The following is a 14,415-nucleotide window of genomic DNA, read 5'->3' as shown; positions in this document are numbered from 1 at the left end:
GGCCGGATGTGAGCTGTTGGTGATCAACCAGGAATCGCTGTCACCGCGGGAAGAGATGGTCGCCGACCTGCTGTCGATCGTGCACAGTTTCTCAGGTCGGCTCCATGGCCTGCGCCGATACGAGAAGCCGATGAAGACCGACGACTTGAACGGGGGTGCCCGGTGAAGACAACCCGGATCGCTTACTCGCAGCGACTCAACGTCGGCAAGTATCGTGCGCTGGCCGAGCAGGCCCGGCGACTCGGGCGGGTACGCAGTGAGGTATGGCGCCGCTACGGCTCCGTGGCCGGGGCAGGGCTCACGGACCGGCAGGTCCGCGACCAGTGGTTAGCCGAGGGCACACACCGACGGTTCGAGGTGCTGGCCAACGCGTGGAAAGAGACCGTCCGTGACGCGATGGCCGATATCACCGCCAGCCGGGAGTCGGCGAAGGCGGTGGTACGTCGGGCGGTTGGGCGTCATACCGCAGACCCCGCCGCGCGCAGACGGCTGTTGGGGCTGCTCAAGACCAACAAATGGTCCGGCGACGCATACCTGGCCCGGCAGATGCGCAAGCACTGGCGGCGCGGGCAAAATCACACCCACAACCAAATCGTGGTGCGCGCCGACAAGCACCACACCCACGTCGACGGCAACGGCCTTCTGTGGCTGGCCGTGCCGGGGCTCGTGCGGCGTCAGCTCGTAGTTATCCCGCTGAATACCACCGTCGCGCCGAAGGGCACGCTGCGGCTGATCCTGCGCGGCGACCGGGTCGAGGTCCACTACCAGATCGACGCCGCCACCATGAAGACCTCACAGCGTCCGTGCGGCGGAGCGACGATCGGCGTGGACAAAGGCTACACGGAGGTACTGACCGACTCCGACGGCAACCACCACGGCGCACGCCTTAGTCGGTTACTGACAACAGAGTCGGATCGGACCAAGGAACGCAACCGCCGCCGGGCGAAGCTTCGTTCGATCGCCAACAACGCCGCCCGACGCGGCGACCAGGCCAAGGCGGACCGGATCAGCCAGAACAACCTGGGCACCGTCAAGCGTGACCGGCAGGCCGCCCGCCACCGGGCACAGGTCCGCACGGAGATCTTCACCGCTGTACATCGAGTCGTCGACAAGGCCACCGTCGTCGTGGCCGAAGACCTCACCAAGACCTTCGCCGGGCGTAAACCGCTCGGCAGGGACACCAACCGACGCCTCGCCGCGTGGACCAAAGGAGTCACCGCTGAGGCGCTGGCCAGCGTGTCGGAGCGCAGAGGTTCTGCGCTCGTGCACGTCAACGCCGCCTACACCTCACAAGTCTGTCACCGCTGCGGCTGCCTCGGCCGCCGCGCCGGGGACCGGCTTCACTGCACAGTGTGCGGGGTGGTGTGGCAGGCCGATGTGAACGCCGCGATCAACGTCCTGCAACGACACGGTGACCCCGACATCACCCTGCGCACCCCGCATAACTTGGTGAAGCAGATCGTGCAGACACGGGCCGATCGCCACCGGAGCAGACTGCCGCTCCCGGACTTCAGCCCAGCCCTGCTGAGCGAAGAGCGAATCATCCGGAAGTCTCACCCCGGTCAGGTGTGAGCAACAAGAAGGAAGCAGACTCTGTGATCGTGGACGCGCTCTCGGTACGGGGACTCAGTCGCAACTTCGGCAACCTGGTCGTGCTCGACGAGGTGAGCTTCACGCTCCCGGCGGGCCGGATCGCGGTGGTGCTGGGCCCGAACGGCAGCGGCAAGACGACCCTGCTGCGCTGTGTCGTCGGCGCTGACCGGCCGGACGCGGGTGAGGTGCTCGTTCAGGGCCGCCGGGCCGACGAGACCGATCCTCAGGTGCGGGCGCTGGTGGCGGCCGCCCTGGACGACATCGACTTCTTCCCCGACCTGTCGGTGGTCGAGCACCTGGAGTTGGTCGCGTACGCCCACGGGGGTGACGCCGAGCCGGTCAAGGAGGTCCTCGCCGAGCTGGGTCTGGAGCCGGCCCGCGACCAGCTGCCGGTGACGTTGTCCAGCGGGCAGCGCCGCCGGCTGGCGCTGGCGTCCTGTTTCGTCCGGCCCCGCCGGGTGCTGATCCTGGACGAGCCCGAGCAGCGGCTCGACGTCCGCGGGCGACAGTGGCTCGCCGACCGGCTCCTGCGGGAACGGGCGGCGGGCACCGCCGTGCTGTTGGCCTCGCACGACCCGGAGCTGATCGACGCGGTGGTCGACGAGCGCATCGAGATCGGCAAGTGACCGCCGCGCCGGCCACGATCGCCGACACGCCGGTCGGGGTGCCGACCGCCCGGCAGGTGCGAACGCACCTGCGCAAGGCGCGCAGCCGGCACCACGACCATTCCCTCGGTGACGTGCTCGGCGACGCGTACGTCATGGTCCTGTTCGTGGGCATGTACGGCTGGTTCGCGATCAGCGCCAGCCGTGACCTGCTGGACTCCCCCACGGTGGGCCAGGCCGAGCCGGGCGTGCGGTGGTGGTTGGCGGCCGCCGCGCTGCTGGCCGGGGCGGGGCTCGCATGGCGGGGCCTGCGCGCGCTCGGGCCGCTGCTCGTCACCCCGGCGACCCAGAGCTGGGCGACAAGCGCGCCCATCGACCGGCGGGCCTGGCTGGCGCCGCGCTTCGTCCTGTTGCTGCTGGGCTCGGCGGCCGGCACCGCGGCACTCGGGGTGGCCGTGGCGGCGCTCGGTGGGGTCGCTGACCCGGCCGCCCTGGGCTGGGCGGCGGCAGCCGGAGCGGGGTGGGGTGCGGCCGCGCTGGCGCTCAGCGTCGTCGCCCAGAGCAGCCGGTCGGGGCGTCGCTGGCCGACACTGGTCGGGGCGGTGCCGATGGTGGCGGCGGCCGTGATCACCGCCCTGGTGGTGCTCGTCGGTCGCCTCGGCGACGGGCTCTCGCGGCCGGCGACGACGCCGACCGTCGCGTTGTTCGCCGCTGCGGTGCCGCTCGTGGGTGTGGGCGTGATCCTGGCGGTACGAGCGCTGCCCCGGGTCGACCGGGCCACCCTGACCACCGGCGCGCAGTTCGCCAACGCCGCCGCTACGGCCACGATCCTGCTGGATCCGAGCCTGCTCGCCGGTCTGGTGGAGAGCCGCCGCTGGCGCCGGATCGGCCGGGTCCGCAGCCGCCGGTTCCGGCCCGGCCCCGGCTGGTGGGCGCTGCTCCAGGCCGACGTACGCCGGTTGCGCCGCCACCCGAGCGCCGTGCTGATCTGGGCGGCGCTGATCGGGGTGCAGTACGCTGCCGCGCTGGCCCTGCCCGGGTTGGCCGGTGCCGCGCACGTGGTGTTCGCGTACCTCGCCGCCAATCGGTTGACCGGCGGTCTGCGGTCGGTGAGTCGCTCACCCGGGCTGCGCCGGGCGCTCGGTGGCAGCGACAACCTGCTGCGCGGGATCCACGTGGTGGTGCCGGCTGTCGGCGCGGGCGTGTGGTGGTTGCTGACCCTGCCAACCGTCGACCCGGGCCCGGCCTGGTTGGCGCCGACGCTGGCGTTGGGGGTGGTGGCCGCCGCGTTCCGGGCCGGCACCCGCCCGCCGATCGACTACGGCGGCGCGACGGTGAACACACCGTTCGGGATGATCCCGGTCGACCTGATGCGTCAGGGGTCACGGGGGCCGGCGCTGCTCGCCGTGCTGGTCCTCGTCCAGCTGTTCCTGGGCTGACCGGTTCGCCCGGCCAGCCCGGGGCACTCAGCCGTCCAGCCGGCGGACCATGTTCATGATGGTTTCGACCTGCGCGCCGCCCTTGATCGGGAAGTTGGTCGCGCCGAGGTAGCCCCACCAGTCCCAGCAACCGTTGGGGTTGCTGAGGGAGGTGCCCGCCTGCGGGTACAGGACGATCAGGTTGTTGGTGTCGGCGTACTGGTTGAGGTTGGCCCGGTCGACGAACGCCGTGCCCACCGCGCCGACGCCCTGCGCGCAGCCGTGCAGGGCGACGAGGAGACGGCACGACTGGCCTGCCGCGCACGCCGACGGGACGTAGGCGAAACCGTTGGCGTCCATGCTCAACCCGTTGGCCCAGCCGTTGACCGCGAAGGTGTTCTGGCTGAACCGGATGAGCGAGCCGCCGAGCCCTCCGGTGTTCGGTGCGTTCACCCCGCCGAGCAGCTTGCGCAGCAGCGTGTTCTGTGGGTCCGCACCGCAGTCGTTGAGGTACGGCGATGCGGTCGCCGCGCACCCGAGCGTGCCGTACGGCGTGACCCAGGAGTGACCGGCGGCGGAGCCGCTGTCGTACTGCACGCTGGCCCCGAAGTGCTGGTAGTACCGGACCAGGTCGTCGGTGACGGACTTCTTGACAGTGGTGTCGTTTCCGCCGTGGAACACGTAGACCGGATCGCCGGAGAGGTTGCCGACCGGGTCGACCCAGCCGTATGACGCCCAGGTCCGGGTGTACGCCTGCAGCGCGGACACGTTCGTCGAATACCGGTTGTCGCCGCAGCCGTTGAGCGCCTGGGCGACGGTGTTCTGGGAGCAGTAGTAGGGCCCGGCGGCGAAGACCGCCGCTCCCCTGATCCGGGACGAGTAGGCGACGTGCAGTTGGGTGGCCATGTAGCCACCGGAGGAGACGCCGGCAACATAGACGCCGGAGACGTTGTAGGTGTTCAGCGACCCGGAGACCGGAGGCACGGTGGTGGGGTTGGCGGCCTGGGCGGGTGCCGCCGCGGTCAGGATCAGCAGGAGCGCGGCCGCGAGGGTGGTGGCGGCTTTCAGCGGTGTGGGCATGGGCGGTCTCCTCGGCAGCGCCGACTGGGGCGTCGGCGTGCGCCGAAGCTACCGTGACATAGACCACACCAGGTATGACGGCAACCGACACGTCCGCCACCGCTGGAATGTCCCCGGCACCCACTCCCGGCGCTCAGGACGCTGACGGTGTCGAGCGCGGCGATCATGGCGCCCCGGAGCCTGATCGCGGCACCACCAGATCCGGCGGCAGGTTCGGACCGGCTGTCGCTTCCGTCCAAGACAGCGCCACGTCAGCGATCTAGCGTGTACCCGGCAGCTCGCTTCCATGCTTGAGGAGACAACACAATGCGGGACCTGGTCTACACCGGTTTCATGTCGCTCGACGGCGTCGTCGACTCGCCCGGCGGCGGGCCGGGTGAGGAGCACCGCAGCGGCGGTTGGGTGTTCAAGGACCTCGAGTTCGTCCCGGAGGCCTGGTCGCTGAAGGGCGAGGAGCTCGCCGACACGACGGCGTTGATGTTCGGCCGCCGCAGCTACGAGGCGTTCGCGCGGGTCTGGCCCGGTTCGGAGGACCACGCCGACTACAAGGAGCTGCCCAAGTACGTGGTGTCGAGCACGCTGTCCGACGACGCGCTCGTCGACGGGTGGGGGCCGACGACGGTCCTGCGCTCGACCGGGGACGTCGCCGCGCTCAAGCAGGGCGATGGCGGCGCGATTTTCATCCATGGGAGCGCGGAGCTGGCCCGGCGGCTGTCCGATGAGGGTCTGATCGACCAGTACAACCTGCTCGTCTTCCCGGTGCTGCTCGGTGCCGGTAAGAGCCTGTTCGGCCGGGCCGACCGAGAGAAGCACATGCTGACGCTGCGGGAGTCGGAGAGCTACTCGAACGGGATCCTCAAGTTGATCTACGACGTCAAGCGCTGACCCAGGTCGAGGGCGATGGCGCCGACGCTGCCCTCGCGCAACTGCCGGACGGTGCGTCCGACGTAGGAGCGCAGCGCCCGGGCCAGATGCGGCTCGTCGAAGTAGTCGAGCTTGGCGACCACGTCGGCGACCGGGTCGCCGCCAGCCAGCAGCTCCGCCGCCCGGCGGGCCCGCTCGATCTGCCGGACCGCGCCGCGCGTCAGTCCCGTCGCGGCGCGGAACCGGCGTTCGACGGTGCGCTCCGAGACGGTCGGGCGGTGACCCCGCAGCAACTCGGCGACGAGCGGGTCACCGACCACGGTCCCGGCCCGGACGAGCCCGGCGACCAGGGCTTCGGCGTCGTCGGGGCCGGGCGTCTCCCAACGCGTGCCGTCCAGCCGAAACGTCCGGCGCCTGGTGTCGGGGAGTTCAATGCCGCCGTCGACAAGCGCCGTCGTGGGCACGGCCCGCAACGAGGTGCCCACGGCGAACTCGATGCCGGTGAAGGTCGCGCCCTCCGGCACCGGCGCCCTGCCGGTGCGGGTCTCGGGACCGGTGATGCCCGCGTACGACCGTCCAGCCTGTTGCCAGAACACCAGGCCCCACCGCACCCCCGCGACGGAGGTCATCACGGTGACCTGCTCGCTCGTGCAGGTCCACACGGTGTCGACCCAGGGCGAGTCGGACCCGCGCGTCTCGAAGCGCAGTCCCACTGGCGAAGGATACGCCGGATGGTCCTAGCCGGCGCCGAGGGCGGCGGCGACGGCGGCGACACCGTCCTCGATCTCGGTGGGTGTCCGGGCCGCGTAGCCGAGCACGAGCCCGGGTCGGTAGGGCCGCTGGCAGTGCCAGGACAGCGGTTGCACCTTCACCCCGCGCGCCAGCGTCGCCGCCGCCAGGTCGGTGTCGACCACAGTGTCGTCCAGCGTGATCATCAGGTGCAGGCCGGCGGCCGCGCCGTGCACCGTCGCCGACGGCACCGCGCGGGCCAGCGCGGCGATCATGGCGTCCCGGCGGCGGATGTGTCGACGGCGCAGCAGCCGCAGATGCCGCTCGAAGGCGCCGGAGGTCATCAGCTCCGCCAGCACCAGTTGCGGTAGCACGGCGTTGCCCAGGTCGGCGTTGCGCTTGGCGGCCACCACGGCGTCGCGCAGTCGCGCCGGCACGAGCAGCCAGCCGACCCGCAGGGCGGGGGCGAGCAGTTTGGAGACGCTGCCGGCGTAGCAGACCTGCTCGGGCAGGAGTCCGCGCAGCGCCGGCACCGGAGGCCGGTCGTAGCGGTGCTCGGCGTCGTAGTCGTCCTCGATGACCAGACCGCCGGCCCGCGCCCAGGCGACGAGCTGGCGGCGGCGGTCGCCGTCGAGCACCACGCCGGTCGGGAACTGGTGCGCGGGGGTGAGCATCACGGCCGGTGCGCCGCTTGCGGTCAACTCGTCGACCCGCAGCCCGGCGTCGTCGACGGTGATCGGCGGGGTGTCCATCCGCCAGTTGTTGAGGTGCTGCCGCACGCCGAGCGAGCCGGGGTCCTCGACGGCGATCCTGGCGACGCCGGCAGCGGCGAGTGCCTGGGCGAGCAGCCCGAGTGCCTGCGAGACGCCGGCCACGACGATCACCTCGGCGGGGTCGACGCTGATGCCGCGGTTGCGGGCCAGCCAGGCGGCGACGGCCCGGCGCAGCGCGGGCGCGCCACACGGATCTCCGTAGCCGAGGTCGGCCGCGGCGACCCGTCGCAGCACGGTCCGTTCGGCGCGCAACCAGTCCGCGCGGGGAAAGGCGGCCAGGTCGGGTACGCCGGGCGTCAGGTCGATGGTGGCGGGCGCCGCGCGTACCGCGTCGAAGATGTCGGTGCCCGGTGCCGGCGGGAAGGTCGTCACCGGTGCCGGCGCGGCGGCGGGGGTGGGTGTGGGCGCGGCCGGCGCGGCGACGACCACCGTGCCGGCCCGGCCCCGACCGGCGACGTGCCCCTCCTCGGTCAGGCGCTGGTACGCCTCGGTGACCACGCCCCGAGAGACACCGAGGTCGGCGGCGAGCACCCGGGTCGGGGGCAGTCGGTCACCGACCGGCACCCGCCCCTCGGCGATGGCCTGCCGCAACCGGTCGGTCAGCCAGTCGGCGCGCCCGCCCGGCGCAGCGTCGGTGATGTTCAGGTGCAGGAAGTCGGAGCCGGCGGATATGGACCCATCAGATGCCGTCGGTTTGGCTCTGCCCATCGGACCATTGTGGCAGCAGAGTGGGCAGCAGCCAGACCTGCCGACTCCGCCGGAGGACGACCGTGACCATCCCGTTCCTGATCACCACGCTGATCGTGGTGGTCACCCCCGGCACCGGGGTGCTCTTCACGCTCTCCGCCGGCCTGTCGCGGGGCGCTCGGGCCGGGGTGCTTGCCGCGTTCGCCTGCACGCTCGGCACGTTGCCGCACCTGCTGGCCGCGATGACCGGGCTGGCCGCGCTGATGCAGACCAGCACCGTGGCGTTCGAGACCGTCCGCTACCTGGGCGTCGGCTACCTGCTCTACCTGGCCTGGTCCATCGCGCGGGACCGCGACGCCTTCGCGGTGACGACCGACGCCCCACCCCGCCCGGCACTGCGGGTGATCGTCTCCGGGGTGCTCGTCAACCTGCTCAACCCGAAGCCGACGATGTTCTTCGTCGCGTTCCTGCCGCAGTTCGTGGACACCGCCGCGCCGGGCTCGACCCGGGCGATGCTCGGCTGCGGCGCGGTGTTCATGCTGCTCACCTTCGTGGTGTTCAGCGGCTACGGCGTCTTCGCGGCCCGGGTGCGCGACCGGGTGCTGACCCGACCCCGGGTCACCGACTGGCTGCGCCGATCCGCCGCCGGCACGTTCGTCGCGCTCGGCGTGACCCTCGCCCTCACCGAACGATAGGACCACCGTGCAGTTCGAACACGCCCCGCAGCTTCGCGACGCGTACCCCGTCTTGGTGGCCGGGGTGCTGCACGTCCGCGGGATCACCGCCACCGCCGACCTGACCGCACGCACCGCCGACTACCTCACCGAGGCCCGACGGCGGTTGACCGCTGGTGGGGCCGAGAGCGGGTTCCCGGAGATCCAGGCCTGGCGGCGGGCGTACGCGGCCATGGGGCTGCGGCCCACCAGGTACCGGTGCGCCGCCGAGGCGCTGCTGCGCCGGCTGCGCCTGGACGGCGAACTGCCCCGGGTGCACCCGCTCGTCGATCTCTGCAACGCCGTCTCGGCCGCCTACGCCATCCCGGTCGCCGCACTCGACCTGGACCGGGTCGACGGTGACCTGCTGGTCCGACCGGCACGCGGCGACGAGGCGTACCTCAGCTTCGCGGGCGACACCGAGCACCCCGAGCCGGGCGAGGTGACATTCGTCGACTCCGCCGGGCGGGCACACGCCCGACGGTGGACGAACCGGCAGAGCGGCTGGTCGGCAGTGCGGGCACACACCTCGTCGGTGCTGATCGTCGCCGAGGCGCTGCACCCGGGTGGCGAGCCGGCCATGACCCGGCTGGTCGCCGACCTGGCGACGGAGCTGACGCACGGGTGGTCCGCCCCGACGGCCTCCGCAGTCCTCACCGCCGCCGCGCCCCGTTTCCGCACCTCGACGGCCGACGGCGACCGGAGTCAGGCGGTGTCGCCGGGCCCCAGGTGACGGTAGCCGGGGATGGTCTCGGCGAACCAGGCCGCGCACTGTTGTGCGGTCAGCTTCGCCGTCCGGCCGACATCCGGACGATGTAGACGAACTGCGCGCCGAACGCGACCACCGCGATCAGCACCCCGGCGAGGATGGTCAGCCCGACGCCGACCCCGACCGTCGCGGCCACCAGGGCGACGCCGAGCCCGGTCAGCACCGCGTTCACCGCTCCGACGAGGGCGGCCGTGGTGAGCAGGAACTCCCACCGCCCCGGCCGCGTGCCGACCAGATTCCAGGCGGTGCTCATGGCGTCGTCGGCCGCCACCGCGTCGGCGAAGAAGTCGTGTTCGCCGGCGAGCTGGTGCTGGTAGTAGGCGCGGATGCGCTGGATCCGCGCCAGGTCCAACGAGTTCTCGACGGTGGTCTCCACCAGGCGCAGGAACGTCAGCACCCCGATGATGACCAGGGTCGGCAGCACCGCGCCCAGGTACGGCCGGACCAGCTTCTCGTTGCTGGCGACGAAGCCGAGGCCGATGAGCGCCGCCGACAGGACGGACAGGAAGATGGTGGCGCGGCCGGTGGCCTCGGCGATGGTGCCCGCGCGGGACGTCTGCAGCGCGTAGTGCTCGGTGGTCAGGACGGTGAGAAGTGCCTGCTCACGTTCACCCTCGTCCACCCCGCCACCCTTCGTGGTCGCACGACTCCGTTACCGTCACCCTATGAGCGGTGCAGCGGGTCCGAGCGGCGAACTGGCCGGGTGGGCTGGTCGGGGCGGTCGGCAACGGCGGGCCTTCGTCATCGGTGGGGCACTGTTCGCGCTCGCCGTCGTCATGCTGCTGGCCGCTTGGCGCAGCACCGGCTTCCTCAGCGACCTGCTCCTCAACCTCGGGGCCAGCGTGGTCCTCGCGGCCATCTCGTACGTCATCTTCGACCCGTTGTTCGAGGAGGCCCGCAGGGCGCGGGTGCAGGAGCACCTCAGCTTCGACCAGCAGGCGTTCGTGACGCGGCTGCACCGCTCCGCTCGCCGGGTCCGCATCCTCGACACCTGGACGATCCTGCTGGAGCAGCGGCACCGCGAGGAGACCCTGAGCGCGGTGCGGGCGGCGCTCGCCAACGGGGCCCAGGTGCAGTTGCTCCTGCTCGACCCCGACTGCACCGCCGCCCAGCAACGCTCCGAGGAGCTGGAACGGCAACGGGTGGACGTGCTCCGGCAGATCCGCACCAACCTGCGCCACCTGGCCGCCTTCGCCGACGCGCTCGACGCGCGGCTGCGGCACCGCCTGCAGGTCCGGCTCTACGACGCGTCCCCGTCGATCCAGCTCTACCAGTGGGACGGGCGGGCGCTGATCTCGTTCTTCCCGATCGGCAAGTTGTCGTTCAACGTGCCGCAGCTCGAGGTGGACATGGACAGCCCGTGGGGTGGGTTCGTGCACGCGCGGTTCGAGGAGCTGTGGGAGCACGAGCAGGCCACCGTCGACCTGGAGCGGTACTGGTCGGTGATGGTCACGCTGCGCCACGACGAGTCGGACGTGGTCGAGGTACGCGTGCCGTACGTGACGGTGGACGGGCAGCACTACGTCGACTGCCGCGGGTTCCGGGTCACCGGGCCGTTGACGGTGCGCGCCGTGCTGCCGCCCCGCACACCTGCGGCGACCCCTGGGGTGTTCGCGCTGGCCGAGCCCACCGACGACGACCGCACCCCGGCCGCCGTCGTGAAACGGCACTTCGACCAGAAGTACGGGCACGGCGACGGCGAGCGGGACGTCCGCCGACTGGTGCCGCCGCCGGGCGACGCCCGCACTCCAGCACCCCGGCCCGCGACGGCCGGTGACACACACGCACGGTGACCCCGGCCGGCCCGGTTGGCTCGGCACAGGAAACAATCGGGGCCACCCTGACCACCAGGAGGACCGTCGCCGTGTCGCACCGCGCCGCGCCGCCGTCCGGGGCGGCGCAGCTTCGCGCCGACTGCGGACGCTGCTTCGGGCTGTGCTGCGTGGTGCCCGCCTTCGCCGCGTCGGCGGACTTCGCCATCGACAAGCCGGCCGGCACGCCCTGCCCCAACCTGCGCCCCGACCACCGCTGCGGCATCCACACCGAGCTGCGGCAACGCGGGTTCCCCGGCTGCACCGTGTTCGACTGCTTCGGCGCTGGGCAGCAGGTCGCCCAGGTGACCTTCGGCGGGCGGGACTGGCGGGACGCGCCGGAGACGCTGCCGGCGATGGCAGCGGCGTTCACGGTGCTGCGGCCGCTGCACGAACTGCTCTGGTACCTCACCGAGGCGGTGGCGCTACGCCCGCCGGCCGACCTGCGCGCCGAACTGGAACGCGCCCGCGCCGAGACGCTGACGCTCACCGAGGGTGACCCGGCGCAGGTTCGCGCGGTGGACGTCGCCGGCCAGCGGGACCTGGTCAACCCGCTGCTGTCCCGGGCCAGCGACGCGGCCCGCGCTCCCGGCGGCGCCGACCGCCGGGGCGCGCACCTGCTCGGGGTGGACCTGCGCCGCGTCGACCTGCGCCGGGCCAACCTGCGCGGGGCGCTGCTGATCGGCGCCGACCTACGCGGGGCGGACCTCGGCCTGGCCGACGTCACCGGCGCGGACCTGCGCGGGGCCGACCTGCGCGGCGCGGACCTGCGACGCACACTCTTCCTGCACCAGACCCAACTGGACGCCGCCCGGGGTGACACGCGCACCGGTCTGCCGCCGACGCTCACCCGGCCGGCGCACTGGACGGCGCTGTCGCTCACCCCGGTCCGCCAGCCGGTCCGAGCCAGCGCACCCACCCGCCGGGGCCGCCGCCGCTGACCGCGAGGTTTCGGCCGGGACGACGCCGGGTAGCCAGCGCCGACGCGGACCGGCATCGACGGGGGGCACGGCGTGGGCTACCGAAAGCGCGACGGTGAGCTGCCGGGCGACCCGCAGCACAGCGAGGACGAGGCCGGCCAGGTGCCACTGGTGCAGGTCGAGGCGGACACCGAGGTCCCCGCGCCGGCGGACACCGACGTGCGACCGGACATCGTGACCGAGCCGGACAGCTCGGGCGTCGTCGGTGGTTCGTCGGGCAGCAGCGGCGGCGGGTCGAGCATGCCGGGACATCCCGACGCGACCCGCTGACCCGGGCTCGGCAACTGGTCGGCGCGGCAGGCGCCAGGATCAGCGGCTGCTGAGTGCGGCCCGCGCCTCGGTCATGCCCTTGTTGGCGAGGCCGTCGGCCCGCTCGTTCTCCGGGTGGCCGTTGTGCCCCTTGACCCACAGCCAGGTGACCTCGTGCCGTTCGCAGGCCGCCTCCAGCCGCTGCCACAGGTCGGCGTTCTTCACCGGCTGCTTCGCGGCGGTGCGCCAACCGTTGCGCTTCCACGACGCCAGCCAACTGGTGATGCCGTTGCGCACGTACGTGCTGTCGGTGTGCAGCTCCACGGTGACCGGCCGGTTCAGGCTCTCCAACGCCTGGATGGCCGCCATCAGCTCCATCCGGTTGTTGGTGGTCGGCGTGGCCTCACCGCCGCACAGCTCCCGCTCGTGATCGCCGTAGCGCAGCAGCGCACCCCAACCGCCCGGCCCGGGGTTGCCACTGCACGCTCCGTCGGTCCAGATCTGCACGCCCCTGCCGGCCGCCGCGTCCACCATGCCCGGCAACCTACCGGGCGCGGGCGTCGTCCTCCCCGCTCGGGTCGCCGGCGCGCCGAACCGTCCACGCCGGGCTTCGTGCGTCGCCCACCACGGCGGGTGGGATGGCGGGCGCGGGCCGGGTGGGGCGCAGCCGGTCGCGGACGCGGTGCACAGCGTCACCGGCGGTCGCGGCGATCATCGGCACCAGCCGGGTGGAGTTCATGATCGCGACCTCCTCGGCCGGGGTGGTGCCGCCGTCGAGGAAGCGCAGCACCCGCTCGGCCGGGTTGCGGTCGAAGAGCCGGTCGAAGAAGTCGGGCCCGTCCACCCCACCCTGGTCCAGCGCCCGCAGCGCCACCGCGTCCATCCAGCGGTGCCGACGCGGGTACGCCGGCGCGGGCACCGGCGCGCGACCGGCGGCGAGGGCGCGGGCGATCTGGTCGGCCTGGCGGTACATGGCGGAGAAGGTGAAGCCGGTGGACGGGCGGGTCGCTCCCCCGGCCGTGCCGAGCCGGACCACCCGGGGTGTGGGGCGGGCCGGGAACGGCGCGTCGGTCATCGGGATCACCCCGTTCTCCACCTCGCGCACCCGCAGCCCGGCCGGATCCAGCCCGAGCAGGTCCCGGTAACCGGCCAGCGCCGCGTCGTACCCGGCGTCGGTGAGCAGGTCCGGCGAGAACTCGGTGTACTCGACCAGGGCGTAGCGGTCGCTGACCGGCAGCACGTACCCGAAGGAGACGCCCCGGGGTGGCTGCGGGGTGCGGAAGTCCATCAGCACGGCACGCGCCGGGTCGAACACCGGCCGGTCGGCCTCCAACCACCACCCCCGGAAGTGCTGCAACCAGATGGTTCGCCCCGCGCGGGCCGGTGGGCGGGGGCGGGAGTCGAGGACCCAGTCGGCCCGTACGCCGCGCCCGTCGCCGGTGCGGACCAGCACCCGCGAGCCGTCGTCGCGCACCGAGTCGGCGGGCGCGACGATCCGGGTGGCGTCGAGGCGACGCTCGGCCTCGGCAGCCCGGTCGTAGACCGGGCCGGAGCGGAGCATGGCGTACCGCAGCGGGGTGAGGTCCAGGACGCGGCGGCGCGGCGCGGTCGCCACCTCGACCTGCGGCCAGCTCGCGCTGAGCAGCGGGTCGAGGTCCGTGTCGGGGTGGCCCCAGAACGCCCAGGTGCGGTCCTGACCGCGCCGGCGCACCGGGTCGACGACGGCGATCCGCAGGCCCCGGACACCGCGCCGGTCCAGTGCGGCGAGCAGCAAGGACGCCGCGCCACCCCCACCGAGCAGCGCGAGGTCGACGTCGAGCGGCGCGGAGTCGGTCACCCGCACCACGCTGCCACACGGTCGCACCCGGCCGCGCGCAGCGTCGGTCAGGTGGTGCATTTCTGCCGTCTCCGGCGATACCTCGCCATCGACCCAGCGACGACAGCCCGACCGGATCAGACATCGATCGGAGCACCGGCGCCGGTCGGGCCGTCAGGGCCTTTCCGCAGCTCTCCCCGCCTTCGGGTGGACACGTGACGGCAACGAGGATTTCTCATTTTCACCTGATCGAGGACCCAACCCACCTAGTGTTGGGCACACCGGTGCTAGTCACGGAGTTGGCCACCCGAACGACGTCCCACGCAGT

At 72.5% G+C, this 14,415-nt stretch carries 15 protein-coding genes and 1 pseudogene; 10 read left to right on the top strand and 6 right to left on the bottom strand.

What is annotated here, in order from left to right; all coding sequences use genetic code 11:
- Nucleotides 1-4: 4 nt before the first annotated feature.
- From ACWER9_RS11265 to ACWER9_RS11250, 4 genes and pseudogenes are all read left to right on the top strand, one after another.
- Nucleotides 5-166 (top strand): annotated as a pseudogene (locus tag ACWER9_RS11265) (IS607 family transposase); the annotation flags it as partial.
- Nucleotides 163-1,572, top strand: a complete 1,410-nt coding sequence (locus ACWER9_RS11260; RefSeq protein WP_452301713.1) for an RNA-guided endonuclease TnpB family protein — start codon at nt 163-165, stop codon at nt 1,570-1,572. The pseudogene ACWER9_RS11265 and the gene ACWER9_RS11260, both read left to right, overlap by 4 nt.
- A 29-nt stretch (nt 1,573-1,601) precedes the next feature.
- Nucleotides 1,602-2,219: an ABC transporter ATP-binding protein gene (locus ACWER9_RS11255; RefSeq protein WP_452301712.1), complete on the top strand. Its 618-nt coding sequence runs from the start codon at nt 1,602-1,604 to the stop codon at nt 2,217-2,219.
- Nucleotides 2,216-3,637, top strand: a complete 1,422-nt coding sequence (locus ACWER9_RS11250) for a DUF6297 family protein (protein WP_452301711.1) — start codon at nt 2,216-2,218, stop codon at nt 3,635-3,637. Before ACWER9_RS11255 ends, ACWER9_RS11250 begins: the two co-directional genes overlap by 4 nt.
- Before the next feature lie 27 nt (nt 3,638-3,664).
- Here the strand turns inward: ACWER9_RS11250 and ACWER9_RS11245 are convergent, their stop codons facing one another.
- The gene (locus tag ACWER9_RS11245) at nt 3,665-4,696 is read right to left on the bottom strand and encodes an extracellular catalytic domain type 2 short-chain-length polyhydroxyalkanoate depolymerase (protein ID WP_452301710.1); all 1,032 of its coding nucleotides are present in this window, start codon (nt 4,694-4,696) and stop codon (nt 3,665-3,667) included.
- Between the two features lie 306 nt (nt 4,697-5,002).
- Here ACWER9_RS11245 and ACWER9_RS11240 point away from each other — a divergent pair, with 306 nt between their 5' ends.
- Entirely contained in the window at nt 5,003-5,581 is a 579-nt protein-coding gene (locus ACWER9_RS11240; RefSeq protein ID WP_452301709.1) for a dihydrofolate reductase family protein, read from the top strand.
- Here ACWER9_RS11240 and ACWER9_RS11235 read toward each other — a convergent pair.
- Both ACWER9_RS11235 and pdxR read right to left on the bottom strand, forming a co-directional pair.
- A complete protein-coding gene (locus tag ACWER9_RS11235) occupies nt 5,563-6,273 on the bottom strand; it encodes a helix-turn-helix domain-containing protein (protein WP_452301708.1) in 711 nt (236 codons plus the stop codon). The genes ACWER9_RS11240 and ACWER9_RS11235 overlap by 19 nt on opposite strands.
- Nucleotides 6,274-6,297: 24 nt before the next feature.
- Nucleotides 6,298-7,770 (bottom strand): MocR-like pyridoxine biosynthesis transcription factor PdxR, encoded by a 1,473-nt coding sequence (gene pdxR / locus ACWER9_RS11230; protein WP_452301707.1) that lies wholly within the window; start codon nt 7,768-7,770, stop codon nt 6,298-6,300.
- A 62-nt stretch (nt 7,771-7,832) separates the two neighbouring features.
- On the opposite strand from pdxR, the gene ACWER9_RS11225 reads away from it, so the two are divergent.
- Together ACWER9_RS11225 and ACWER9_RS11220 are read left to right on the top strand one after the other, a co-directional pair.
- Complete coding sequence (locus ACWER9_RS11225) at nt 7,833-8,444, top strand: LysE family translocator (RefSeq protein ID WP_452301706.1); 612 nt, start codon at nt 7,833-7,835, stop codon at nt 8,442-8,444.
- A 7-nt stretch (nt 8,445-8,451) separates the two neighbouring features.
- On the top strand, nt 8,452-9,195 hold the full coding sequence (locus tag ACWER9_RS11220; RefSeq protein WP_452301705.1) for a B3/B4 domain-containing protein: 744 nt from the start codon (nt 8,452-8,454) through the stop codon (nt 9,193-9,195).
- Between the two features lie 49 nt (nt 9,196-9,244).
- Here the strand turns inward: ACWER9_RS11220 and ACWER9_RS11215 are convergent, their stop codons facing one another.
- Entirely contained in the window at nt 9,245-9,853 is a 609-nt protein-coding gene (locus ACWER9_RS11215) for a hypothetical protein (RefSeq protein ID WP_452301704.1), read from the bottom strand.
- A 43-nt stretch (nt 9,854-9,896) separates the two neighbouring features.
- Between ACWER9_RS11215 and ACWER9_RS11210 the strand changes: the two genes are divergently transcribed.
- The 3 genes from ACWER9_RS11210 to ACWER9_RS11200 all read left to right on the top strand — a co-directional run bounded on the left by ACWER9_RS11210 (nt 9,897) and on the right by ACWER9_RS11200 (nt 12,292).
- Complete coding sequence (locus ACWER9_RS11210) at nt 9,897-11,024, top strand: DUF5919 domain-containing protein (protein WP_452301703.1); 1,128 nt, start codon at nt 9,897-9,899, stop codon at nt 11,022-11,024.
- A gap of 71 nt (nt 11,025-11,095) precedes the next feature.
- The gene (locus ACWER9_RS11205; protein WP_452301702.1) at nt 11,096-11,983 is read left to right on the top strand and encodes a pentapeptide repeat-containing protein; all 888 of its coding nucleotides are present in this window, start codon (nt 11,096-11,098) and stop codon (nt 11,981-11,983) included.
- Nucleotides 11,984-12,055: 72 nt separating this feature from the next.
- The gene (locus ACWER9_RS11200) at nt 12,056-12,292 is read left to right on the top strand and encodes a preprotein translocase YidC (RefSeq protein WP_357351329.1); all 237 of its coding nucleotides are present in this window, start codon (nt 12,056-12,058) and stop codon (nt 12,290-12,292) included.
- Nucleotides 12,293-12,331: 39 nt separating this feature from the next.
- Here the strand turns inward: ACWER9_RS11200 and rnhA are convergent, their stop codons facing one another.
- Nucleotides 12,332-12,805 (bottom strand): ribonuclease HI, encoded by a 474-nt coding sequence (gene rnhA, locus ACWER9_RS11195; RefSeq protein WP_357351370.1) that lies wholly within the window; start codon nt 12,803-12,805, stop codon nt 12,332-12,334.
- A gap of 10 nt (nt 12,806-12,815) precedes the next feature.
- Nucleotides 12,816-14,108: a lycopene cyclase family protein gene (locus tag ACWER9_RS11190; protein WP_452301701.1), complete on the bottom strand. Its 1,293-nt coding sequence runs from the start codon at nt 14,106-14,108 to the stop codon at nt 12,816-12,818.
- Nucleotides 14,109-14,415: the final 307 nt, after the last annotated feature.

This window comes from Micromonospora sp. NPDC003944 (genome assembly GCF_053605225.1).
This window is presented reverse-complemented; position numbering and strand designations above follow the sequence as displayed.